This is a genomic window from Gammaproteobacteria bacterium (assembly GCA_016712635.1).
Classification (GTDB): domain Bacteria; phylum Pseudomonadota; class Gammaproteobacteria; order SZUA-140; family SZUA-140; genus JADJWH01.
In genome coordinates this window covers 153,234-176,808 of the sequence record JADJQS010000008.1, presented here as the reverse complement: position 1 = coordinate 176,808, position 23,575 = coordinate 153,234, and the positions used below count along the sequence as shown (strand labels likewise).

The following is a 23,575-nucleotide window of genomic DNA, read 5'->3' as shown; positions in this document are numbered from 1 at the left end:
CCGAGGCCTCCGGTCAACTATCCGGTCCCGCGGTACACGCCGGGGAATGACCCCGGCACCCTCTACCAGGTGAGTGTCCGGGCGTCGTCCTCGAACAGCGCGGCGCCGCTGAGCTCGGGATTGCTGACCTTCAATCCCGGCAGCAGATCGCCCTCATCCACGCCGTAATGCTTCATGCACATGGGACAGATCAGCACCACGGTGCCCTTGCCGATCAGCTCTCCCAGCACCTTCTGATGGCTGGCGAACTTGGCGGCGTCGGCCCTGGATCCGATATGCACGCCCTTGTCATTCAGGAAGATCGTCAGGGGATGGCCGCGCTCGAACTGATTCTTGCCGAAAGAGATGGCCATCTCGGCACGGTGCGGGTCATCGGTCGTCAGATTGATGAACAGCGGGTCCGTGTCTCCCGCCATGACAGGGGAAACGGCTGCCGCGGCCAGCAGGGCGAGCAGCAGCGCCCATCGGGAAATCAGTTTCATGAATATCTCCTTCCTTGTTGAGTCATTGCAGCGAAGTCCGGGACGCGGGGACGGTGCCTGGCCCCGGTCTCGACAGTCACGGCCAGTATATTCGGCCCGGGTCTGTGTACGCCTGCGACATAATGTCGCAGGGCACCTCGGCCTGGTCCCCGGGTGACGGCGGCATAAGAGTTCTGTGATGGTGACGGTCTGGATCTGCTCGCCGGTGTGCCGGTCGAAATAACCGATGAAGGCCCGCAGCAACTGCCATTCCTGTTCCGGCTGCCTGGCCCGGCTCCACCGGAGACACGCCACGCCACAGCAACTTGACCGGGCCGTACTCGCCTTCCGATCTCAATTATTCCGGTCAAAAAACGGGGCCTGCGCCGGGTCCTGCGGCAGTTCCGGCAGCATCGGCCGGTCCTGCCAGCCCGCGCCGTCGAATGCGCAATGGCAGCGGCCCTGTCCTGAGTAGAGCAGGGCGTTTGCCTGTTCGCACGCATTGATCGAGCCGTACGGTCCGACGATGGCCGGCGGAGCGGCATCACTCTCCGATGCCGGAGGGTGGATATGACAGACGGGGGCCGGAACGGCCGCCGCCGGAAAGACCAGCGCCAGAATCAACGGCAGCAGGCGCATCATCCGTGCTTATCTCGATGTCGGACGCATTCCCGGCGGCGGATGTCTCACGCCCGCCTCATTCACCGTCCCGCGTGTAGGGTTCGCGCAGTTCGACCGGCCTGGCGGCGCGCTTGCGCATGCGCAGGTTGATGATCTCGACCGCGACCGCGAAGGCCATGGCGAAGTAGACGTAGCCCTTCGGGATGTGGTGGTCGAAACCGTCGGCAACCAGCACTACGCCGATGACGAACAGGAAGGCGAGCGCCAGCACCTTGATGGTCGGATGCGCTGAGACGACGCGGCTGATGGGGCCGGCAAAGAACATCATCAGGGCGACCGAGGCAACCACCGCCGCGACCATGATCTCGACGTGATCGACCATGCCCACGGCGGTGATGATGGAATCGAGCGAGAACACGATGTCGATGATCGCGATCTGTACGATGACGGACGTGAACGTGGCGCGCACCGCCGAGGAAGAATGGCCCGGCTCGCCCTCCAGCAACTGGTGGATCTCCATCGTGCTCTTCCACAGCAGGAAGAGGCCGCCGGTGATCAGGATGAGGTCGCGCCCGGAGATCTCCTCCTCAAGCGCGGTGAACAGCGGGGCCGTCAGGCCGACGATCCACGCCAGCAGGAACAGCAGGCCGATGCGCGTGAACATCGCGAAGAACAGCCCGAGACGGCGTGCCAGCGCGCGCTGCGCCTCCGGCAGCTTGTCGACCAGGATCGAGATGAAGATGATGTTGTCGATCCCGAGCACGAGCTCGAGGGCGGTCAGCGTAATAAAGGCGATCCAGGCATTCGGGTCGGACAACAGCTCGATCATGCGGCCTCTCGTGTGATAACAGGAACCGGAGGCAGATTATACAGGCATCATCGACCGCCCGGAAAACCTGCCATACCGCGCGCCGGGCGGCGCAACATCGCGCTGCGGAACAGAATCCATGGAAACGTCATGGCTTATCCGGAGGCTGAACAGTGAGCATCACGGGGACATGTCTCAGGCCATGCCCGGGGCAGCTCAGAACGTCACTACCTTGTCCGCCCACTCCGCCATTTCCACGCAGTCGTTCATGGTCGAGGTCGGGCAGACATCCGATTCGGACTGGTTGCGCGATTTCATGCAGGTGCCGCAGGCGAGCACTTTGCCGCCGTTGACGGAGAACTCCTCGAGCTGGAGCACAATGTCGTACTTGCCGCCCCGGATATTCTCGATCTCGACGCCTGCGCTCATCAGGAACAGCTTCACGGAATGACCCTTCTTCAGCGCTGCGTTGCAGAAGCGCACGCCGTTCCAGGCCGTTTCGGGTTCGTTCGTCTCGATGATGACGCCGAGTTTCATGGCTGCCTCACAGGGTATCTACCAATCATATTTGGGGTCAGAGTAAAAACCTTCGCCACCCACCAGCCCGGCGCCTGGCTTCAGCCACGCAGCTCCGGAAGGGGTTTTTACTCTGACCCCAAATATATTACGGCCAGGCCTTCTTCACGAACTCCGACATCAGGCCCATACCGCCGATGCCGTCGATGCGGCAGTCGATGTCGTGATCGCCGTCGACGAGGCGGATGTTCTTCTCCCTGGTGCCGACCTTGTCCACGGTGGACGTGCCCTTCACCTTCAGGACCTTGATCACTGTCACCGAGTCGCCGTCCTTCAGCTGTTGCCGCGGCACGCGCACGCCCTTGTCATTCACCGCCCCCCGCGGCCACATTCATGGGCACATTCTGGGCAGATGTATTTGCCCGAGTCTTAATTAGGAGTATCCGGAATTGCACTGCGGGCATTCAGGCAGACTGCTCACACTGCTCCTTACGATTTGAATCAGCGTGTACGCACGGTCGGCATCTCACGCCCTGTCCGGCGCTAACGTACCCGCAATCCGGCTCATTCATCCCCTATGCTCGGGGCGAACTGCATGAAGAGTACGTTGTAAATCAATCAGCTAGCGCATACCCCAGTTGCCATATCCGGACCTGGAGTAAGTATAAATAACCATACAGACTTCCTTGGATTTTCCCGATCGCCTATAATCGCACATTTTGTCGGTCATTTATCGTCATTGGGAGAATCAGATGGATCCAGTCCAAACGTTACGCAAACCTTGCCCTCAAAGAACAAGACCTGATCAACGAGGGTAATCATATCCTGGTCGCCTACAAGATGAAGCCGAAGGCCGGCCATGGCTATCTGGAGGCCGCCGCGCATTTCGCCGCCGAATCGTCCACCGGCACCAACGTGGAAGTCAGCACGACCGACGATTTCACCAAGGGCGTCGACGCGCTCGTCTACTACATCGACGAGCAGAACGAGGACATGCGCATCGCCTATCCGCTGGACCTGTTCGACCGCAACGTCACCGACGGCCGCATGATGATGGTGTCCTTCCTGACCCTGACCATCGGCAACAACCAGGGCATGGGCGACATCGAATACGGCAGAATGATCGACTTCCACGTGCCGCCGCGCGCGATCCAGCTGTTCGACGGCCCGTCCAAGGACATCTCCGACCTGTGGCGCATCCTCGGCCGCCCGATCAAGGACGGCGGTTACATCTCCGGCACCATCATCAAGCCCAAGCTGGGCCTGCGTCCCGAGCCCTTCGCGAAGGCTGCGTACGAGTTCTGGCTCGGCGGCGACTTCATCAAGAACGACGAGCCGCAGGGCAACCAGGTGTTCTCTCCTCTGAAGAAGACGCTGCCGCTGGTCTACGATTCGCTGAAGCGTGCGCAGGACAAGACCGGCGAGGCCAAGCTGTTCTCCCTCAACATCACGGCCGACGACCACTACGAGATGTGCGCCCGCGCCGACTTCGCGCTGGAGACCTTCGGCTCCGACGCGGACAAGCTGGCCTTCCTGGTGGACGGCTATGTCGGCGGCCCCGGCATGGTGACGACAGCGCGTCGCCAGTACCCCGACCAGTACCTGCACTACCACCGCGCCGGCCACGGCGCCGTCACCTCGCCCTCGTCCAAGCGCGGCTACACCGCGTTCGTACTGGCAAAGATGAGCCGTCTGCAGGGCGCCTCCGGCATCCACGTCGGCACCATGGGCTACGGCAAGATGGAAGGCGAAGGCGACGACAAGATCATTGCCTACATGATCGAGCGCGACGAGAGCCGCGGCCCGGTGTACCTGCAGAAGTGGTACGGAATGAAACCCACGACGCCGATCATCTCCGGCGGCATGAACGCGCTGCGCCTGCCGGGCTTCTTCCAGAACCTCGGCCACGGCAACCTGGTCAACACCGCCGGCGGCGGCTCCTACGGCCACATCGACAGCCCGGCCGCCGGCGCCATCTCGCTGCGGCAGTCCTATGAGTGCTGGAAGGCCGGCGCCAACCCGGTCGAGTACGCCAAGGAGCACCGCGAATTCGCGCGCGCCTTCTACTCGTTCCCGAAAGACGCCGACATGCTCTTCCCGGGCTGGCGCGACAAGCTGGCGAAGTTCAAGTAGGCGGCGGGTCCATCCGCAACAGAGCCCCTGTCACCGCCCGGTGGCAGGGGCTTTTTTTTCACAGATAACACAGGCTCGCGGGTACAACAGTTAGCGGCGATTTGTGTATGGCGGCGACCGGCTTCGCATCGCGGGCCGGGTAGTCGAGCCTGCGCCATCGGGCAGTTCCCTATATGCGATGTCGATCTGCCACGGCTGCGCCGCGTTCGGCGACCTCATCGAGCCTTTGCCCGGATGCCTGTTCAGCGGCCTGGGCAGAGCACCCCACCGGGAGCATGACCGACAGGAACACGAACAAACGCTTGCCCACAATGCCTACGCGCTTGAATTCCGCTCCAGATCATTCGTGACCACAGGGGGACACGACTACAAGGGGACAGATTTAAAATCTGTCCCCTAACACATAAATGGAGCCTAGGCCTTCTTCACGAACTCCGACTTCAGGCCCATCGCGCCGACGCCGTCGATGCGGCAGTCGATGTCGTGGTCGCCGTCGACGAGGCGGATGTTCTTCACCTTGGTGCCGACCTTGACCACGGCGGAGGATCCCTTCACCTTCAGGTCCTTGATCACCGTCACCGAGTCGCCGTCCTTCAGTTCGTTGCCGTAGGCATCGCGCACGACGCGCTTCTCATCCACCGCCTCCGCCGCGGCCTGCGGCGACCATTCATGGGCGCATTCGGGGCAGATATACATGCCCGCGTCTTCATAGGTGTATTCGGAACTGCATTGCGGACATTTGGGCAAGGTGCTCATCTGGATCCCGGGTTCGATTTGATTGATCAACGCAGAAGAAAAACGGGTACTGACGCCTTGAATGTTCCGGCCAAGGCTCGTCGGATTATAGCGAAAGCACATTCCCCTGTCCGGATTCTCCGATTTGGGATCCACGCAACAATGCTTATCATCTGCAAGAGCCTTTTGGGCGGGCCCGGAATATCGGCAAACAGCGCTGCTGAACCCATCGCAGCGGCCGCTAACATGGGGGCGATGGACACTCCGGCTCTACCCCGCCCCTCTCCACGACTGTTCGTTGTTTTCCCGATGGCATGGGTGCCGATCCGGCACGATGATGGCCTGATTCACACAGGCGCACGATGGAGGCAAGGCAATGGAGGGTATCAGTGACATTCAGATCGTCGGCATCGATGACAAACGGCCGCCAAGGATCAGGAAGGAACCCTATATCGATCTCTTTTTCAGGTTATCGCACCAGGCCCCCGGGGACTGGTGCTCCATCTTCAATGTCCTGCTGGGAAAACACGCCTCCAACGCAAAGATCAAGGTCAAGGAGGGCCTTTTCATCGAGGCGTGGGTGAAGAAGCCGGAGGATATCCCGTTACTGCTGGCACTGCTCAAGGATAAGGTCGCGGAGTGCAGCCGGCTGTTCATCGAGAAAATCGAACTCTCGATCCGCAACGCGGGCGCCGCCAACGCGGAGCTGATGCTGGGCGGCGGCGAGCAGGGGCGCCTGAACCGGATCGTCGCGGCGCTGGATTTTTCGCTGCCCGAGTCGACGGGGCAATAAAGCCGTTTTATCCTGGATGCTTGATTCGAGGTGATGTCACGGCTGAACGCCGATGAATCCCTGGATCCCCGTCATGATCATCTGCGCGGCCAGTGCCGCCAGGATCAGTCCGGTCAGCTTGCTGAGGACCGCGATACCCCTGACGCCCATCAGGCGCTGAAAAAACGAACCCGCGAGCAGTACCGCCGCCATGCACAGCACGGCGGCGAACAGCGCCAGGCTGCCGACGGCCTTGGCCGCCACCGTGTTCAGCTCGGCCCCCATGACGAGCAGCGTGCCCGTGGTGGCCGGACCGACGATGATCGGCATCGCCAGCGGCACCACCGCGACATCGCCCTCGCGGGCGGCATCGGCCGCGCCCGCCCTGCCCTGCACCAGCGCGATACCCGACAGCATCAGCAGCACGCCGGCACCGATGCGGAAAGAATCCAGCGTGATGCCGAACAGCGAAAAGATCTGCCGGCCGGCGAAAAACAGGATCAGGCACAGCATCGCCACCGCCGCGGACACCGCCAGGGCGAGTTTGCGCCGACGGTGCTCGTCATACCCTTCCGTCATGCTGAGGAACATCGTGAGTCCGAAGAACGGCGTCAGCACGAAGAACAGCTTGATCCACAGACTCAGGAACAGCGCCATGATTTTCCTTGTGTGACAATACCACCCGTCCTGTCTGCCAACTGTCTAGCGCTCCTGAACACGTAATTTCCAGTAACCCGGCTGGCGCGAGTGATGCGCGAGCGCGAACACCGTAATGCCGTCGGCATGGGGTCGATATACGACCGCAAAGGGGAAGTCTTTGACAAAGACTCGCCGCGTGCTCCGGGTCGCAGGTGACCCGGCGAGCGGGAAGGCAAGGGCCCGGATAACAGCCTCTTCGACCGCAGCCGTAAAGCGGGCACCAAGTCCGGATTCTTCTTCGTTGTAGTAGATTACCTGTGCCAGGAACTCACGCCGGGCGGCGGCAACAAACCTGGCGTGTTTCACCGCGATGTGCGCCGCGCTTCCGCAAACACATCCTCAGCCGCGTAACTCTTCATTTCACCACGGTCAAAAGCGGCGACGCGGTCTTCGATCTCCCGCGCCCAGGCCGCCTCGATGTCCGAGAGCGGAGAGTGCAGCGACTCGAGCAGAGCCTCGGCCAGTTTCGCCCGCTCCTCGGCCTCCAGGGCCCGAGCCAGCTGTTCCAATTCCTTCAGAGTAGCGGCCATATCCATACCTCCATCGTCCGAAACTCAATTCTATACCTGCATCAACGTTGATTTAATGGGGTTGTACCCGATTATCCCCGGACCAGGTGATCCGCAGCTAATACTTACAGATTTATCTGCTTATTGAAAAGCCACTTATCGAGATGGTCCGCGAACGCCTTGCGATCGCTTTGACTCAGGGTGGATGGCCCGCCTGTGCGTATACCGCTGCTGCGCAGAGTATCCATAAAGTCTCTTATATTAAGCCTGGATTTGATATTTTCATGGGTGAATAACTCACCCCGCGGGCTTAAGGCACAACCACCTTTAGTCAAAACCAGATCCGCCAGGGGTATGTCACTTGTGATGACCAGATCGCCGTCATTTACCCTCTTAACAATCTCATTGTCGGCAACATCAAAACCCGGCATCACGCGCAGGCAGGTAACATACCTTGAAGGCGGGATTTTAATATCCTGATTTGCAACCAGCGTTACCCTGGTTTTTGTCCGTTCTGCCGCCCGGAATAAAATCTCCTTTACGACAACCGGGCATGCATCTGCGTCTATCCATATTTCCAATTTGCATGTCCTTCTGATGCTTGACGACCCGCTTTGCAACGTGGCTTTTTGATCCCTTGGAGCGGACCACACTGCCGCTGGCAGAGAAAGGTACCAACCCACTTTCTCCATCCTTCCGAATCCTGAAGACGTGGTCTGCCCGATTGTCCGGCTCTCATTTCAAGACACATCCAGCAAGGCGCGCGGATTCCTGTGCGCGATCATCAGCAGCGTGCGCGCCGCGCCGGTCGGCGCCCGGCGCCCCTGTTCCCATTCCTGCAGCGTGCGCACGGAAACACCCAGCAATTCGGCAAAGCGGGACTGGGACAGGCCGGTGCCTTCGCGAATGGCGGCGATGGACGGCAGGTTGATGACGCGGCCATGCTCCCCGCGCCTGATCTCGCGGATGCCTTCGAGAATCTCCACGCCGACGTTGCGCTTCGCCTTAGCCATCGATCTCCTCCCGGATCTCGCGCAGGATGTGCGCAGGAATATTCTGCGCCTCGTTCTTCGCGTAGATCGTCAGCATCCAGATCATGCCTGCACTCGACCTGACATAGTAGATGACACGCACCCCGCCCCGCTTGCCCCGGCCCGGCTGCGCCCAGCGCAGCTTGCGCACACCGCCTGAACCCGGCACCAGATTTCCAGTCTCCGGGTTCGCGGCCAGCGTACCCTGCAGCAAGGCGTATTCCTCATCCGACAGATAATCGCTTGCCAGCCGTGAAAACAGTTTCGTTTCGATAAAGGTGAACAACGGCATGTTATACGTCATTGACGTATAACGTCAAGCGAAGCAACAGAGCTGTACATCATGGCGGCCACCTCCCTGTGGCTGACAGCAGGAACAAAATCTCTTTTCGCGAAAGAAATTACACAGCGGTCACCTTGAAATCAATAAAGCCAATGTCTTATCCGGAAATAACCGGGGCAGAAAAAATAATTCTCCCTCATTTATTCCCGGCTATTCGCCAATTGCCTTCATTACCACCTTCGGGTTACTAGCAACCACCTTGAGCAACACCCGCGCCGCACCTCTCGGGGCACGCAAGCCCTGCTCCCAATGACGCAGGGTACCAAGCGAAATCCCAAAGGTTGCGCAGAACCGCTGCTGGCTCATCCCGGTCTTCTCGCGAATGGCCTTGACGTCGATAGGTTCATGGCGATGCATCCTGAGTCCTGGTTTTCTTTCCCTTGGCGTGGGAGATCGCCTCCTTCAGGCCGGCAGATATTTCAGTGTACGCTTTGCTCATTTCTCTGCCTCCAGGAAGCCACCAGCTCTTTGACTGCTTTCGCCAGAAGATCCCATTGATCTTGACCTATATCCTGACGAAATACGGAATGGCCATGAGCACGGCCCCGATCGAGACGAGCGGAAACGTGCTGGAGACGAAGTACGGATAGATCATGAGGGCCAGCCCGCACACCAGCGGAACGACCGCCTTCTGCTTCCTGCCATAGATGAAGAAGCCGAGCCCGATCGAGCTGAACAGCAGACCCCAGAGTAATAAGGATATGTCCAATCTGGCCTCACTCGGCGCCTGACATTCGAGCCAAGGAACGGATCAAGGGAATCAAAGCTCGATCAACAAAGGGTACTGACCCTTTTGATGATGTTATTCTGTTTGCTCATTTATACGGTGCCGTGGTGAAAGTAAATTTTTCATCAGGTCCGCTACATGTAAGTGTAATCGCTCCGTCATTAGTCCACGCTTTTATCATTTTCATGATCTGCGTATCGACAATTATTTCTACAGGATATTCTGGCGTTATGGAGCCTATAATCTGATTGATTTGCTCCGTACAAGCACGAAAGCTCATTGCTTGGGTCTCAGTATCCGTAACCTTTCCTTGAGGTGGATAATTACCGCTTTTTACCATGCTACGTAATTCAGCGGGGCTATATAATTTACCTGCAACGACTTGGGATGATACGACAAGAATTGTAAAGATGAATGCTGCGCATATCAGAAGATGCTTATTAGTAACCCAATAACTATATCGCATTGGATTGCCCCCCTTAAAATAACGACGCTAAGTCTTATAGTAAGAAATTGTAGCGGCGCAAGACTTTACACCGTTACATTGGCTTTTCTTCCGCAGTTTATTTTATGCTAATCAACCCTAAGAAATAATTCTCCTGGAACATTGAAGGCGATTGATGTGATTCAATATTGATATTGTATTTAATCTCAAAAATCCGAACTCCTTCTTCCCATTTTTCATTAGTCGTATTGGGCGTTATTAATATCACCAACCATTTTGGTTCCGATATAGATTTAAGTTTTTCGACATCATTAAAAATGCCTACGTGTTTATCACCAAAGTAGAATTTTGGGTCATAAGACCTTCCTTTTTTGTTTACTGGTCTAATTCTTTAACTCTACCCAATGCTGAGCCCTATCGTTAGTTGTTATCCTCAGATCTATCTTTTCTTAGTCCCCATAATTAACACTTCTCGATCGAAATCGAATATAAGGCCTTCGTCCTTCATTTTACTTAGCTTAAACAGGAGCTCTCCTTTCAACCACCCCTCAACCTGAACTCCATATTTCCCAAATACATCAAGGCGATCTTGCAAGCTGTCGAAATGGCTTTTTATGTCGCTGAAGATTTCCAACATTGTAGAACCCTATCTAATAGCAAGCAGCTTATCATTCACGCCGCACTCGCCTTCCTCACCTTCTTCTTGAACACCAGCACCCCGTCCTTCAGATCCGCCTCGATCACGTCGCCCTCGATGAAGTGGCCGGCGAGGATCTCGTTGGCGAGCGGGTTTTCGATCGCGGTCTGGATCGCGCGCTTGAGCGGGCGCGCGCCGTAGACGGGATCGAAGCCGGCCGCGCCGAGCTGGTCGAGGGCGGCGGTGGTGACGGTGAGGTCCATGCCGCGCTCGCGCAGGCGCTTCTTCAGGTTCGCGAGCTGGACGTCGGCGATGGCGCGGATCTGCTGTGATGTCAGCGGATGGAACACCACCACCTCGTCGACGCGGTTGATGAACTCGGGGCGGAAGTGCTGCCCGACGATCTCCATCACGGCGGACTTCATCTTTTCATAATTCTCCTCGCCGGCAAGTTCCTGGATCACCTGCGAGCCGAGGTTTGAAGTCATCACGATGACGGTGTTGCGGAAATCGACGGTGCGGCCCTGGCCGTCGGTCAGGCGGCCGTCGTCGAGCACCTGCAAGAGCACGTTGAACACGTCGGGGTGCGCCTTCTCGACCTCGTCGAGCAGGATCACGGAATACGGTTTGCGCCGCACCGCCTCGGTGAGGTAGCCGCCCTCTTCGTAGCCGACGTAGCCGGGCGGGGCGCCGATCAGGCGCGCGACCGAGTGCTTCTCCATGAACTCGGACATGTCGATGCGCACCATCGCCTCGTCGGTGTCGAACAGGAAGGCGGCGAGCGCCTTGCACAGCTCGGTCTTGCCGACGCCGGTGGGGCCGAGGAACAGGAAGGAGCCGTTGGGGCGGTTCGGATCGGACAGGCCGGCGCGCGAGCGGCGGATCGCGTTGGACACGGCCTTGATCGCCTCGTCCTGGCCGATCACGCGCGCGTGCAGGCGATCTTCCATCTGCAGCAGCTTTTCGCGCTCGCCCTGCATCATCTTCGACACCGGGATGCCGGTGGCGCGTGACACCACCTCGGCGATCTCCTCGGCGCCGACCTGGGTGCGCAGCAGCCTGTTCTGCGCCGCGCCGCCGCCCGCCTTTTCGGCGTGCTTCAGCTGCGCCTCGAGCTGCGGCAGCTTGCCGTACTGCAGCTCGGCGACCTTGTCGAGCTTGCCCTCGCGCTGCCACCGGGTGATCTCGGCGCGCACGCGGTCGATCTCCTCCTTTATGTGGGCGCTGCCCTGCACCTGGGCCTTCTCGGATTTCCAGATTTCTTCCAGGTCCGAATATTCCTTGCCCAACTTGGCGATCTCGTCCTCGAGCAGCGCGAGACGCTTGCGCGAGGCCTCATCCTTCTCCTTCTTCACCGCCTCGCGCTCGATCTTGAGCTGGATCAGGCGGCGGTCGAGTTTGTCCATCGATTCCGGCTTGGAGTCGATCTCCATCTTGATGCGCGAGGCGGCCTCGTCGATGAGGTCGATGGCCTTGTCGGGCAGGAAGCGGTCGGTGATGTAGCGGTGCGACAGCTCCGCCGCGGCGACGATGGCCGGGTCGGTGATATCGACGCCGTGGTGCAGCTCATAGCGCTCCTGCAGGCCGCGCAGGATGGCGATGGTGCTCTCCACGCTCGGCTCATCCACCAGCACCTTCTGGAAGCGGCGCTCAAGCGCGGCGTCCTTCTCGATGTATTTGCGGTACTCGTCCAGCGTGGTGGCGCCGACGCAGTGCAGCTCGCCGCGGGCGAGCGCGGGCTTCAGCATGTTGCCGGCGTCCATCGCGCCCTCGGCCTTGCCGGCGCCGACCATCGTGTGCAGCTCGTCGATGAAGACGATGATGCGGCCCTCGTCCTGCGCGATCTCCTTCAGCACGGCCTTCAGGCGCTCCTCGAACTCGCCGCGGAACTTGGCGCCGGCTACCAGCGCCGCCATGTCGAGCGACAGCACGCGCTTGCCCTTGAGGCCTTCCGGCACCTCGCCGTTGATGATGCGCTGGGCGAGGCCCTCGACGATGGCGGTCTTGCCGACGCCCGGCTCGCCGATCAGCACCGGGTTGTTCTTGGTGCGGCGCGACAGGATCTGGATGGTGCGGCGGATCTCGTCGTCGCGCCCGATGACGGGGTCGAGCTTGCCCTGCTCGGCGCGCTCGGTCAGGTCGATGGTGTATTTCTCCAGCGCCTGGCGCGTCTGCTCGGCGTTGGGGTCGTCGACCTTCTGGCCGCCGCGCATGGCGTCTATCGCCTGTTCGATGGCGGCCTTCAATACACCCGCCTTGCGCAGCAGGGTGCCGAACTCGCCCTTGTCCTCCAGCGCGGCGAGCACGAACAGCTCGCTCGAGATGTACTGGTCGTTGCGCTTCTGCGCCAGCCGGTCGGTGACGTTGAGCAGGCGGCCGAGGTCGTTCGAGACGTGCACCTCGCCGGGTGTGCCCTCGACGCTGGGCAGGCGGTCGAGCAGGTTGCCGAGCTGGGCGCGCAGCGCGTTCACGTCGACATTGGAACGCCCGAGCAGATGTTTGACCGTGCCGTCCTGCTGGTCGAGCAGCGCGGTCATCAGGTGGGCGGGCTCGATGAACTGGTGGTCGCGCCCGACGGCGAGGCTCTGGGCGTCGGCGAGCGCCGCCTGGAATTTGGTGGTCAGCTTGTCCATGCGCATGGCAATGCACTCCGGTCTATGGCAACGGGGAGAATCGATTAATTCGTCATGCCCGCGCAGGCGGGCATCCAGTATTACCTTCCTGGATTCCCGCTTCCGCGGGAATGACGGTCAATACTTAATCAGAGGCCCCCGGAATTGATCGAATATCCGTGTCTTCCGGATCCCCGGCGGCGGCGCGGTATTGCCCGGGCCGTCCGCCTTGTTATTCCCCGACTGATATAGGGCCATTGCGCGGGACATTCAAGCGCACCATGTAGCCCGGATGCACGCGCGAAGCGCCGGAATCCGGGGAATCCTGAGACCCCCGGATTCCGCTACGCTCCATCCGGGCTACGGGAGAGCGGACAGGGCGAGATCTGAGCTCACTTGAGGACCTGATCGAAAAAGTCCTGCATCTCCTTCCAGGAGGCCGCGTCGGCCGCCTTGTCGTAGGCCAGCGGCAGGTTGAATTCCTTGCCGTACTTGTCCGCCTCGACGCTGGTGAAGCTGTGCCTGGCGCCGGGATAGACGATCACCCGGTAATCCGCCTTCGCGGTGTCCATCTCCTGCCTGAACTGCTCCACCTGCTCCGCCGGGACGAAGGGATCGTCGCCGCCGGTCAGGACCAGGAGTTTCGCCCTGATGGCGCCGGGCTCGGCCGGGCTGACCGGGGCGAGGCTGCCGTGGAAGCTGACCACGCCCGCGAGATCCGTGCCGTAGCGGGCCATCTGCAGCGCCACCGCGCCGCCGAAGCAGTAGCCGATGGCGGCGACGCGCTGCGGATCGACGGTCTTTACCTTGCGCAGGACCTCCAGCGCGGCGTTGAAACGCGCCCGCGCCAGCTCCTGGTTTTTCATGACCTCGCTGGAAAACTTGCCGGCCTCATCGGGGTGATGGGCGTGCTTGCCGTCGCCGTACATGTCCAGGGCGAAGGCGGTGTAACCGAGCTCCGCCAGCATGCGCGCGCGCTTGCGGGCATAGTCGTTCATGCCCCACCATTCGTGGACGACCAGGACACCGGGGCGCGCGCCCTTGACGGCGTCGTCATAGGTCAGATAGCCCTTCAGGGTGGTGCCGTCGACCGTGTAGTCGATCTCCTTCGTGACGACGGCGGCGTTTGCCGCGCCGAGCGCGAGGGTGAACAAGAGCGTGCCGATCCAGAGCGGTTTCATGCCTTCTCTCCTTGCCGTGCCGTTTGGGGTCGTGCCCCAATTATCCGCATTTGCGCCCATGGATGCCATGGCGATCCGGGGCGGCGGTGACGCGATCCGGAGGGCATGTAAAATGGAATTCATCCGGCCGCCGGATATGTGACAATCGGCCGTATCCGACGACGCAGCGCGGCGAGGAAACAGGGATATGAAGACAGACTCCCGGACAATGGCGGGGCCGGAGGCTTCCATCGTGCGCGAGGATGTCGCGCGCGCGCTGGCCGAGGACGTCGGCGGCGGCGACGTGACGGCGCGCCTGGTGCCGGCGGAGTTGCGCGCCGAGGGCGCGGTGATCAGCCGCGAGTCGGCCGTGCTGTGCGGCCAGGCCTGGTTCGAGGCGGTATTCGCACAGCTCGGCGGCGGTGTGACGGTGGAGTGGACGCTGGCGGACGGCGCAGCGATCTCCGCGGGACAGACGCTGTGCCGCCTGCACGGGCCGGCGCGCACGCTGCTCACCGGCGAGCGCACCGCGCTCAACTTCCTGCAGACGCTGTCCGGCACGGCGACCCGGACCGCGGCCTACCGCACGCGCATAGGGGACCTTCCGGTGGTCCTGCTCGACACGCGCAAGACACTGCCGGGGCTGCGCCGCGCGCAGAAATACGCCGTGCGCTGCGGCGGCGGCGCCAACCATCGCCTCGGGCTCTACGACGGCATCCTGATCAAGGAGAACCACATCGCGACCAGCGGTTCGATCACGCGGGCGATCGAGGCCGCCCGCGCGCTCGGCACCGGCCTGCCGGTCGAGACCGAGGTGGAGGACCTCGACGGCGCGGCCGAGGCCATCGCGGCCGGGGCCGACATCGTGCTGCTGGACAATTTCGACCTCGATACCCTGCGCGAGGCCGTTGACCGCCACCAGGGACAGGCCCTGCTCGAGGCCTCGGGCGGCATTACGCTCGACAATATCCGCGCGATCGCCCTGACCGGGGTGGATCGCATCTCCATCGGCGCACTGACCAAGGATGTTTTTGCGACCGACCTCTCAATGCGTTTGCGCTTTGTCCGATAAATAGCCTAAGGGTCTGAAAATCCGGGCATAGCTGCCCGGCCTCAGGGGCCTGGAAGGGAACGGCCATCCGGCCGCGCCGGCACGCCGGTGCGCCGGCCATTCGCTCACAGACCCTTGATAATGAAGGGAAAACTCAGGAACAAGCCATGTCATCGTCCCCGGCACAGAAGCTCAAGCCCAGCCATATCCTTCCGATCCTGCCGCCACCGCTGGCGGAGATCGATATCAAGAATGCCCTCAAGGCCGGGGAGCAGATCGAGCTGGTCCTGCATGACGGCACCACCCTCTCCGGGACTTTGCAGAAGTTCCAGCGCGACGAAAAATCCATCTCCGTCGCCGTCGACGGCGGGGCGACCCAGGACATCGCCTTCACCAGGTTCAGGTATTTCCAGCTCCCGCAACCGCGCGCGTGGGCGCCGGAGCAGCTCGCGCCGGAAAAGGCCGCGCAACCCGCCAACCAGGGCTCGCGCATCCTCCAGTACCGGATCGAGCTGAAGGATGGCAGCACGCTGTCGGACGTCACCCTCGGATACCGCAGCGATGCCGGCGGGCTCTACCTGTACCCCATGCTGCCGAACCAGCGCTATTGCCACGCCTTCGTGCCGCACACCTCGACGGAGCAGTATCGCCTGACGCCCGCGGAGGCGCCGGCCGACGCCGCGGCGGAGGTGGCGGAGGCGGTGGAGGTGCCGTTAGTGGATGATTCGGCCGAGGTGCACGCCGCCGCGCTGAAGAACGTCGAGACCACCGAGGCGCTGGAGGAGGTGCTCCGCCACCACAAGGCGGCCCCCAAGCTACGCCTCGGCGAAATCCTGGTGAAGGAAAAGTTCATCACGCAGCAGAATCTCGACGACGCCCTGGAGGCGCAGAAGCTGTACCGCACCCAGGGCAAGAACATGCAGATCGGCCAGGTGCTGATGGAGCTCGGCACCATCAACATGGGCGAGATCATGCAGGCCCTGTCCGAAAAGCTCGGCATCCCGTTCATCGACCTGGGCAAGTTCAAGATCAACCCGGAGGCGATCAAGTACATCCCCGAGGACCTGGTGCGCAAGCACGGCATCGTGCCGGTGCACTACTTCAACAACAAGCTGGTCATCGCGCTGGAAAACCCGATGGACCGCGAGGCGCTCGACGCCGTGCGCTTCCATTCCAACCTGTATGTCGAGCCGGTGATGGCCTCGAAGGAGGAGATCGAGCACACCATCACGACGCTGTACTCGATGTCCGCCATCGAAAGCGAGTCGCTCGACGACTTCACCCTCGGGTATGACGACACCGAAAAGGACGGCAAGGAGGAGGAATACGGCGAGACCTCGGTGCAGGACAACGTCATCGTCAAGCTGGTCAACAAGATCATCATCGATGCCTACCAGCAGGGCGCATCCGATATCCACATCGAACCCTATCCGGGCAAGAAGAAGACCATCGTGCGCATCCGCAAGGACGGCGACCTGAAGAACTACTACGAGATCCCGGCCAAGATGCGCAGCGCGGTGGTCGCGCGCATCAAGATCATGGCCGAACTCGACATCTCGGAGAAACGCAAGCCGCAGGACGGCAAGATCGACTTCAAGAAATTCGGCATGCTGAAGATCGAGCTGCGCGTCGCCACCATCCCGACGGCGGCCGACATGGAAGACGTGGTCATGCGCATCCTGGCGAGCGGCGAGCCGGTGCCGCTGGAGAAGATCGGGCTGTCGGAGCGCAACATGACCGCCCTGAAGCGCATGATCTCCAAACCCTACGGCCTGATCTTCGTGTGCGGCCCGACGGGCTCGGGCAAGACGACCACGCTGCACTCCGTGCTCGGATACCTGAATACACCCGACGTGAAGATCTGGACCGCGGAGGACCCGGTCGAAATCACCCAGCGCGGCCTGCGCCAGGTGGAAGTGAAGCCGAAGATCGGCTTCAACTTCGCGGCGGCGATGCGCTCCTTCCTGCGCGCCGACCCCGACATCATCATGGTCGGCGAGATGCGCGACAAGGAGACCACCAGCATCGGCATCGAGGCCTCGCTCACCGGCCACCTGGTGCTGTCCACCCTGCACACCAACACGGCGCCGGAGACAGTCACCCGCCTGCTCGACATGGGCATGGATCCGTTCAACTTCGCCGACGCCCTGATCGGCATCCTGGCCCAGCGCCTCGCCAAGCGCCTGTGCGTCGCCTGCAAGGTACCGTTCGAGCCGACGGAGGAGGAAATCCGGGAAATGGTCGCGGAATACTGCTACGAGCTGGTTGCGCCCACAGCGCCGGAGGACGAGAAACAGGCGTTATACGACACTGTGCTGAAGGAATGGCGGGAGAAGTTCACCACGAACGGCAAGTTCACGCTTTACCACCCCAAGGGCTGCAAGACCTGCGACGACACAGGGTACAAAGGCCGGCTCGGCATCCACGAGCTGCTCTACGCGACCAACGCCCTCAAGAAGCAGATCCTGGATCACGCCCAGGTCTCGGAGATGCTGGCGCTGGGCCTGCAGGAGGGAATGCGCACCCTGAAGCAGGACGGTATCGAGAAGGTGCTCCAGGGCATCACCGACCTGCACACCGTACGCACGGTGTGCATCAAGTAATCATCTAAAAATGGGGACAGATTTATTTTCCCCGGAAGCGGTATAGGGGACAGATTTATAAATCTGTCCCCGTCCGAGGGTAATAAATCTGTCCCCATTTCTTTCCCGTCACCGTCTCACCTGACCTCGAACTGCGGCAGCGGCGGATGCTCCGCGCGCGCGCACTCCACGGCGACGACCTCGGCGCGCGGCGGGCCCTGCCACAGCCAGTCGCGCAGCTCGTGCAAGCGGCGCTCATCCCCCATCGCGACCAGCTCGACGCGGCCGTCGGGCAGGTTGCGCACCCAGCCGGTCAGTCCGAGCGCCTGCGCCTGGCGCCGGGTCGCGGCGCGGTAGTACACGCCCTGCACGCGCCCGGAAACCTGGCAGCGGATGCATGGAACCATGGTCGTCTGTGTCATGGCGGGAACCTGCGCGCGCCGCGCGGGAAACGGCTTTTCATGCATGCGGCCGTCACGTAATATCTGCCCCATTGCACCGCCAGTATACGCGGCGGCGCGGCCAGCGTCCGCGCCCGTCTCATTCCCATATCATCCGGCAGAAGGCGACAGCATGAGCAGCGGCACGTTTCGCAACGAAAAAGACAGCCTGGGCGAGATCCGGGTCCACGACGGCGCCTGGTACGGCATCCAGACCCAGCGTGCGGTGGACAACTTTCCGATCAGCGGCAGGCGCCCGGACCGCGACTTCGTGCTCGCCCACGTACGCATCAAGCGCGCCGCGGCGGCCGCCAACCGGCAGGCGGGCTGGCTCGACGACACACTCGCCGCGGCGATCATCACCGCCGCCGACCGCATCCTGGCCGGCGAGTTTATCGACCAGTTCGTCGTCGACCGCTTCCAGGCCGGCGCCGGCACCAGCCACAACATGAACAGCAACGAGGTGATCGCGAACCTGGCCAGCGTCGCGCTCGGCGGCAAGCGCGGCGAATACCGGCCGGTGCACCCCAACGACCACGTCAACATGGGCCAGAGCACCAATGACACCATCCCGACCGCCATCCGTCTCGCGGCGCTCGCCAAGCTGCCGCGCCTGTGCGCGGCGGTGCGCGCGATGGCGGACGAATATGCTGCAATTGCGGCGCGCGAAGGAGATACCGTCAAGAGCGGCCGCACCCACCTGCAGGATGCGGTACCGACCACGCTGGGACGCGAATTCGCCGCCTACGCGTGGACGCTGCGCCGCTGCGCAGGCCGGATCGAGGCCGTGCGCCCGCTGCTGTGCGAGATCGGTCTCGGGGGCAGCGCCGCCGGCACCGGCCTCAATACCGCGCCCGGTTATGTCGCCAACGTCGCCGCCGAACTGGCGCGCCTGACCGGCGAGCCCATCCGCCCGGCAGCCGACCTCGCCGCGCAGATGCAGTCGATGTACGACGTGCAGCAGCTGTCCTCCGCCATCCGTGACCTCGCGCTGGAGCTGACGCGCATCGCCAACGACATGCGCCTGCTCGCCTCCGGCCCGCGCACCGGCCTGGGCGAGATCGTGCTGCCGGCGGTGCAGCCCGGCTCGAGCATCATGCCCGGCAAGGTCAATCCGGTGATGTTCGAGATGCTGAACCAGGTGTGCTACCAGGTCCTGGGCCAGGATGCCGCGGTGGCGGCGATGACGCAGGCCGGCCAGCTCGAACTGAACGTGATGATGCCGGCGCTGGGCTCGGCCCTGTTCGACGCGATGGACTGGCTGACGAACGCGATCAGAGCCGCGACGGAACGCAACCTGAAGGGATTGCGCGTGGACCGCGAGCGCTGCCGGGAATTCCTCCACGCCAGCGTCGGCCTCGCCACGCTGCTCAATACGCGCATCGGCTACGCGGCTGCGGCCGAGGTGGCCAAGGCCTCGGAGCAGAGCGGACGCCCGGTGCGCGAGTTGGTGGCGGAACGCGGGCTGCTGTCGGCGGAGGAGTTCGACGCGCTGGTGCTGAAGGCGGCGCGCGACGGTCGTATCGACTAGGCCGCGGCGCCTAGTGCGCGGCGCCGGACCGGTCCGCGGACGCCCCGTCCTTGTGTTCGCCGGCGTGCGTCAGATACAGGGCAAGGCCGATCAGGGTGATGCCGCCGGCCAGATAGAGCAGGTCGAGCGGGGACTCGAATTCCATCGCGATCGCATGCTCGAAGTACTTCACGATGAGGATCATCAGGATCACCTTGGCGAGGCGGGCCTTGAGGTCGTCCAGGCTGTCGATCAGCAGCACGTTGGAGGAATTCTCCGCGTGCGTCGCCTGGTCGATCTTGCTGATGAACAGCTCGTACAGGCCGAGCGCGAAGATCAGCATCACCGTCGCCAGCAGGTAACCGTCCACGATCTCGACCACATGGGTGATGGCGGCGCCGCGCAGCTCGCTGCGCGCGTCGTCCTCGAGCGCGGGCGAGGCGTAGTCGCCCAGGTGCGCCAGCATGAAGACGGCGTCGATGGTGGCCATGTAGAACATCGCGACGCCGGCCAGCAGGCTGGAGATCACCGCCAGCAGCACGATGTAGCGGCTGTTCCACAGCGCCCCTTCAAAGATCCGCTCGATGCGCTTCATCCGCGAGATCAGGGCGCGGCAGCAGGCTGTTGCAGCAGGGTCCTGGCCTCGTCGGCGAGGCGGATGGCCTTCTTGTCCTTGCCCTCGACAGCCGCCTGCATCGCGTCGAGCAGCAGGTCGGTGGCCTGCCGCACCACGTCCTCTGAGGCGCCGGATCGGTCGATCTCGCCCTCGGCCTCACGGATGGCGAGGGTGACGTTGCGCGCCTTCTGCGCCTCGCTCCTGGCCACCACGGCGTCGTGCCGCGCGCGGCTGAAATAGCGCAGCTCGAGTTCGCGTTCGGCCTCTTCCAGGTATTCGGCGGCGATGCGGAGGTTGTGGGAGGCGTAGTCGCGGGCGCCGGCCTCGTGCGCGGCCTGCACCGACTGGCGGGCGTCACTCATCTCCTGCATCGGCGCAGTGGCACAGCCCGCCAGGCCAATCGCCGCGAGGACGGCGAAACCGGCAATCCTGATCATCGTTGCGAACATGCCATGCGCACACATCGGGAGGTCTGGGAAACGCTCGGCGGATATCGCCAAGGTCTCGTTTTTATTGGCAAACTATCACCCGACCTATAGGCTGTCAAGAAACGGCGGAGTAGAATGACGCAATCACCCAACGGCCCGCCGGGAAGCCCATGGACGTCACCCTCTATCACAATCCGCGCTGCTCCAAATCGCGCCAGGCGCTCGAACTGCTGCGCAAGTACGGCATCGAACCGACAATCGTGGAATACCTGAAGGATCCGCCCGGGCAGAAACGGCTGAAGGAACTGCTCGACCGCCTGGGGATGGAGCCGCGGGATCTCATGCGCAAGAAGGAGTCGGCCTACCGCGACCTCCGGCTGGACGACCCCGGCCTCAGCCGCGATCAGCTGATCGCCGCCCTGGCGGAGCATCCCGTCCTGATCGAGCGTCCGATCGTGGTGACGGATCTGGGCGCCGTCGTCGGCCGTCCGCCCGAGAAGGTTCTGGACATCCTGTAACCATGCCCGAGATCCTCGTACTGTATTACAGCCGCCATGGCAACGTCGCCGCCATGGCCCACAAGGTCGCTCACGGGGTGGAGGAGGTGCCCGGTTTCCGCGCGCGCCTGCGCACGGTGCCCGCGGTCTCGACGGTCTGCGAGGCGGTGGAGGACACCATCCCGGCCGACGGGCCGCCTTACGCGACCCATGACGACCTGGCGGAGTGCGCCGGGCTCGTGCTGGGCAGCCCGACGCGCTTCGGCAACATGGCGGCCGCGCTCAAGTATTTCCTGGATGGTACCAGCTCCCTGTGGCTGTCGGGCGCGCTCATCGGGAAACCCGCCGCCGTATTCACCTCGACCGGGACGCTGCACGGCGGACAGGAAAGCACGCTGCTATCCATGATGCTTCCCCTGCTCCATCACGGCATGCTGCTGCTCGGTCTTCCGTACAGCGAGTCCGACCTGATGAACACCGTGAGCGGCGGCACGCCCTACGGTCCCAGCCATACCGCCGGGCTCGACGGGATACGACCGCTGACCGAGGAGGAAAAACGCCTCTGCCGCGCGCTTGGACGGCGAGTCGCGGAGACCGCGGCCAGCCTCGGACGCGGCGGCGCATAGCCCTTGCTAAATTGCGCACCGTTGCCTGTAAATGATTCTGAGGGAGATCGACGGTGAGAGGCGCGGTCAGGCGCCCGAGAGCATGCCGGGATACCGTGACAGGGGACCGCTGGCGGCGTCCCGCGCGAAAGTGGCCAGCTCAAAGCGGTAACCGTAGTCGTCGATGTCCGTCCTGAACATCGTCCTGACCATCTTCGCCGACTCCGGCGTGTAATAGCGGCTGTAGTGTTCCCTGCGCGTGGCCTCCACATGCGGCAGGACGACGGGCGCGAGCCCCCGGCCCATCAACATGCGCGACAGATCCTGCTGCAGGGATTCATGGCGGAGCACGTGGTCCAGTTTTTCATCAATCACCTCGTGATAGAAAAGCGATTGATACCTCTCGTTCGGATGCGGCCTGAGCTGCTCCAGGAATGCCTTCATGTCACAGCCCCGGGCGCACCGCTCATCGAAGCACCATGATCCCGCCGCCCGCATGGACACCAGCCTGTCCCAGGGATTTCTCACCACGGTGAACTTGGTGAAGCTGTTCCAGATTTCCTCACCGTAGCAGGCGCGCGCCTGCGCGGCGGACAGGTGCTTCGTCGGCAGATCGATATGGCACCAGTCGATGCCGGCGAACACGGTTTCGATGCTCGTGCCGCCGGTCCTGGCGATATGGACGAACAGAAGCCGCCGGTTGTAATCGATCATGGCCTGATCCCCGCTCTACTGACGCGGTTGCTGGGATGTTCAGGCGGACAATCGGTGAGCTGCCCTCAGAGGGATTGACGATGACTCGTCGTGAGTCGCAGGTCGAATGGCGTCCGCCGTGACCAGTGCAAGGATGCGGGCGGACTGCGCATGAATTCGGGAAAGAATCGGTAACTATCGTGAAACCTCGGCTGTATCCTTGTGATTTGTGGATGTATCCCCCGCGGAAGCTACGGGCTCGTAACGATATCCCGCGCCGTACACCGAGTGGATGATCTCCATGTCGGGGATCAGGGCTGCGAGTTTTTTCCGCAGCTTTTTGATATGGCTGTCGATCGTGCGGTCGGAAACGATTCGGCTGTCCTGGTAGATGCGATCCATCAGGTACGCGCGGGAATATATCCGGCCCGGTTCGCGATGGAGGGTCTCCAGCAGCTTGAACTCGACCGTGGTGAGCACCACGCTGCGCTCTCCCGCCCAGACACGGTGGCTGTTCAGGTCCAGCGACAATATATTTCCGGAAGAGGCGGCGGGATGCTCCGCGGCCGCCAGCCGCCGCAGTACCGCCTTGATGCGCGCGATGGCTTCGCGCGGGCTGAACGGCTTGCAGATATAGTCGTCCCCGCCCAGTTCCAGTCCCAGCAGGCGGTCGATCTCCTCCACCCGCGCGGTGATGAAGATGATCGGCACCTGGCTGAAGGAGCGTATCGCCCGGCAGATCTCCAGGCCGTCCTGGCCGGGAAGCATGATGTCCAGCAGGATGAGATCCGGCTTGTGCTCGCGCACCCACGGGATCACCTTCTTGCCGTCCCTGAGCCCGGACGGGGTGAACCCGGCGTCGGCGAGATAGTCCTGCAGCAGCTGAAGCAGCTTGTCCTCGTCCTCGACCACCAGTATCCGTTGAGAGCTCACGTCATTCATTT

Annotated in this window: 27 protein-coding genes and 2 pseudogenes; 7 read left to right on the top strand and 22 right to left on the bottom strand. The window is 62.2% G+C overall.

Annotated elements, in window-relative coordinates; genetic code table 11:
- Positions 1–62 precede the first annotated feature (62 nt).
- From IPK65_11725 to IPK65_11705, 5 genes and pseudogenes are all read right to left on the bottom strand, one after another.
- On the bottom strand, positions 63–482 hold the full coding sequence (locus tag IPK65_11725; GenBank protein MBK8163771.1) for a DsrE family protein: 420 nt from the start codon (positions 480–482) through the stop codon (positions 63–65).
- A gap of 333 nt (positions 483–815) precedes the next feature.
- Positions 816–1,100 carry a hypothetical protein gene (locus tag IPK65_11720; protein ID MBK8163770.1) on the bottom strand — a complete coding sequence of 95 codons (285 nt, stop codon included), beginning with the start codon at positions 1,098–1,100 and terminating at the stop codon, positions 816–818.
- Between the two features lie 58 nt (positions 1,101–1,158).
- Positions 1,159–1,911 (bottom strand): TerC family protein, encoded by a 753-nt coding sequence (locus IPK65_11715; protein ID MBK8163769.1) that lies wholly within the window; start codon positions 1,909–1,911, stop codon positions 1,159–1,161.
- A gap of 195 nt (positions 1,912–2,106) precedes the next feature.
- Positions 2,107–2,427 carry a DsrE family protein gene (locus IPK65_11710; GenBank protein ID MBK8163768.1) on the bottom strand — a complete coding sequence of 107 codons (321 nt, stop codon included), beginning with the start codon at positions 2,425–2,427 and terminating at the stop codon, positions 2,107–2,109.
- 127 nt (positions 2,428–2,554) lie between these two features.
- Positions 2,555–2,887, bottom strand: a pseudogene (locus IPK65_11705) (alkylphosphonate utilization protein).
- 266 nt (positions 2,888–3,153) lie between these two features.
- Here IPK65_11705 and IPK65_11700 point away from each other — a divergent pair.
- Positions 3,154–4,539: a ribulose-bisphosphate carboxylase gene (locus tag IPK65_11700; protein MBK8163767.1), complete on the top strand. Its 1,386-nt coding sequence runs from the start codon at positions 3,154–3,156 to the stop codon at positions 4,537–4,539.
- 414 nt (positions 4,540–4,953) lie between these two features.
- On the opposite strand, the gene IPK65_11695 is transcribed toward IPK65_11700, so the two are convergent.
- Positions 4,954–5,295: an alkylphosphonate utilization protein gene (locus IPK65_11695; protein MBK8163766.1), complete on the bottom strand. Its 342-nt coding sequence runs from the start codon at positions 5,293–5,295 to the stop codon at positions 4,954–4,956.
- Between the two features lie 355 nt (positions 5,296–5,650).
- Here IPK65_11695 and IPK65_11690 point away from each other — a divergent pair, with 355 nt between their 5' ends.
- Entirely contained in the window at positions 5,651–6,067 is a 417-nt protein-coding gene (locus IPK65_11690) for a hypothetical protein (GenBank protein MBK8163765.1), read from the top strand.
- 36 nt (positions 6,068–6,103) lie between these two features.
- Here the strand turns inward: IPK65_11690 and IPK65_11685 are convergent, their stop codons facing one another.
- The 11 genes and pseudogenes from IPK65_11685 to IPK65_11635 all read right to left on the bottom strand — a co-directional run bounded on the left by IPK65_11685 (position 6,104) and on the right by IPK65_11635 (position 14,230).
- Complete coding sequence (locus IPK65_11685; GenBank protein ID MBK8163764.1) at positions 6,104–6,703, bottom strand: MarC family protein; 600 nt, start codon at positions 6,701–6,703, stop codon at positions 6,104–6,106.
- 45 nt (positions 6,704–6,748) lie between these two features.
- The gene (locus tag IPK65_11680; GenBank protein ID MBK8163763.1) at positions 6,749–7,051 is read right to left on the bottom strand and encodes a type II toxin-antitoxin system RelE/ParE family toxin; all 303 of its coding nucleotides are present in this window, start codon (positions 7,049–7,051) and stop codon (positions 6,749–6,751) included.
- The gene (locus IPK65_11675) at positions 7,048–7,275 is read right to left on the bottom strand and encodes an addiction module protein (protein MBK8163762.1); all 228 of its coding nucleotides are present in this window, start codon (positions 7,273–7,275) and stop codon (positions 7,048–7,050) included. The genes IPK65_11680 and IPK65_11675 overlap by 4 nt, the downstream gene beginning before the upstream one ends.
- 104 nt (positions 7,276–7,379) lie before the next feature.
- Positions 7,380–7,835: a YaiI/YqxD family protein gene (locus tag IPK65_11670; GenBank protein MBK8163761.1), complete on the bottom strand. Its 456-nt coding sequence runs from the start codon at positions 7,833–7,835 to the stop codon at positions 7,380–7,382.
- A gap of 159 nt (positions 7,836–7,994) precedes the next feature.
- The gene (locus tag IPK65_11665) at positions 7,995–8,267 is read right to left on the bottom strand and encodes a helix-turn-helix domain-containing protein (protein MBK8163760.1); all 273 of its coding nucleotides are present in this window, start codon (positions 8,265–8,267) and stop codon (positions 7,995–7,997) included.
- Entirely contained in the window at positions 8,260–8,589 is a 330-nt protein-coding gene (locus tag IPK65_11660) for a type II toxin-antitoxin system RelE/ParE family toxin (GenBank protein ID MBK8163759.1), read from the bottom strand. The genes IPK65_11665 and IPK65_11660 overlap by 8 nt, the downstream gene beginning before the upstream one ends.
- Positions 8,590–8,778: 189 nt before the next feature.
- Positions 8,779–9,067 (bottom strand): annotated as a pseudogene (locus IPK65_11655) (helix-turn-helix domain-containing protein).
- Positions 9,068–9,133: 66 nt separating this feature from the next.
- Positions 9,134–9,337 (bottom strand): hypothetical protein, encoded by a 204-nt coding sequence (locus IPK65_11650; protein MBK8163758.1) that lies wholly within the window; start codon positions 9,335–9,337, stop codon positions 9,134–9,136.
- 106 nt (positions 9,338–9,443) lie between these two features.
- Positions 9,444–9,695, bottom strand: a complete 252-nt coding sequence (locus tag IPK65_11645) for a hypothetical protein (protein MBK8163757.1) — start codon at positions 9,693–9,695, stop codon at positions 9,444–9,446.
- Positions 9,696–10,472: 777 nt separating this feature from the next.
- On the bottom strand, positions 10,473–13,076 hold the full coding sequence (clpB, locus tag IPK65_11640; GenBank protein ID MBK8163756.1) for an ATP-dependent chaperone ClpB: 2,604 nt from the start codon (positions 13,074–13,076) through the stop codon (positions 10,473–10,475).
- Between the two features lie 365 nt (positions 13,077–13,441).
- Positions 13,442–14,230 carry a dienelactone hydrolase family protein gene (locus IPK65_11635; protein ID MBK8163755.1) on the bottom strand — a complete coding sequence of 263 codons (789 nt, stop codon included), beginning with the start codon at positions 14,228–14,230 and terminating at the stop codon, positions 13,442–13,444.
- A 187-nt stretch (positions 14,231–14,417) separates the two neighbouring features.
- Between IPK65_11635 and nadC the strand changes: the two genes are divergently transcribed.
- Together nadC and IPK65_11625 are read left to right on the top strand one after the other, a co-directional pair.
- Positions 14,418–15,281 carry a carboxylating nicotinate-nucleotide diphosphorylase gene (gene nadC / locus IPK65_11630; protein MBK8163754.1) on the top strand — a complete coding sequence of 288 codons (864 nt, stop codon included), beginning with the start codon at positions 14,418–14,420 and terminating at the stop codon, positions 15,279–15,281.
- 1,115 nt (positions 15,282–16,396) lie between these two features.
- Positions 16,397–17,863 (top strand): type II/IV secretion system protein, encoded by a 1,467-nt coding sequence (locus tag IPK65_11625; GenBank protein MBK8163753.1) that lies wholly within the window; start codon positions 16,397–16,399, stop codon positions 17,861–17,863.
- A gap of 116 nt (positions 17,864–17,979) precedes the next feature.
- On the opposite strand, the gene IPK65_11620 is transcribed toward IPK65_11625, so the two are convergent.
- Positions 17,980–18,249, bottom strand: coding sequence for an acylphosphatase (locus IPK65_11620; GenBank protein MBK8163752.1), 270 nt, complete (start codon positions 18,247–18,249; stop codon positions 17,980–17,982).
- A 166-nt stretch (positions 18,250–18,415) separates the two neighbouring features.
- Here IPK65_11620 and IPK65_11615 point away from each other — a divergent pair, with 166 nt between their 5' ends.
- Positions 18,416–19,813, top strand: a complete 1,398-nt coding sequence (locus IPK65_11615; GenBank protein ID MBK8163751.1) for an aspartate ammonia-lyase — start codon at positions 18,416–18,418, stop codon at positions 19,811–19,813.
- A gap of 10 nt (positions 19,814–19,823) precedes the next feature.
- Here IPK65_11615 and IPK65_11610 read toward each other — a convergent pair whose 3' ends face one another.
- Both IPK65_11610 and IPK65_11605 read right to left on the bottom strand, forming a co-directional pair.
- Positions 19,824–20,387, bottom strand: a complete 564-nt coding sequence (locus IPK65_11610) for a YqhA family protein (GenBank protein ID MBK8163750.1) — start codon at positions 20,385–20,387, stop codon at positions 19,824–19,826.
- A gap of 8 nt (positions 20,388–20,395) precedes the next feature.
- Positions 20,396–20,857 carry a DUF4398 domain-containing protein gene (locus IPK65_11605; protein ID MBK8163749.1) on the bottom strand — a complete coding sequence of 154 codons (462 nt, stop codon included), beginning with the start codon at positions 20,855–20,857 and terminating at the stop codon, positions 20,396–20,398.
- A 149-nt stretch (positions 20,858–21,006) separates the two neighbouring features.
- On the opposite strand from IPK65_11605, the gene arsC reads away from it, so the two are divergent.
- Entirely contained in the window at positions 21,007–21,354 is a 348-nt protein-coding gene (gene arsC, locus IPK65_11600; GenBank protein MBK8163748.1) for an arsenate reductase (glutaredoxin), read from the top strand.
- A gap of 2 nt (positions 21,355–21,356) precedes the next feature.
- A complete protein-coding gene (gene wrbA, locus IPK65_11595) occupies positions 21,357–21,959 on the top strand; it encodes an NAD(P)H:quinone oxidoreductase (GenBank protein MBK8163747.1) in 603 nt (200 codons plus the stop codon).
- A gap of 66 nt (positions 21,960–22,025) precedes the next feature.
- Here the strand turns inward: wrbA and IPK65_11590 are convergent, their stop codons facing one another.
- Positions 22,026–22,652 carry a hypothetical protein gene (locus IPK65_11590; GenBank protein MBK8163746.1) on the bottom strand — a complete coding sequence of 209 codons (627 nt, stop codon included), beginning with the start codon at positions 22,650–22,652 and terminating at the stop codon, positions 22,026–22,028.
- Positions 22,653–22,826: 174 nt separating this feature from the next.
- A complete protein-coding gene (locus tag IPK65_11585) occupies positions 22,827–23,573 on the bottom strand; it encodes a response regulator (protein MBK8163745.1) in 747 nt (248 codons plus the stop codon).
- Positions 23,574–23,575: the final 2 nt, after the last annotated feature.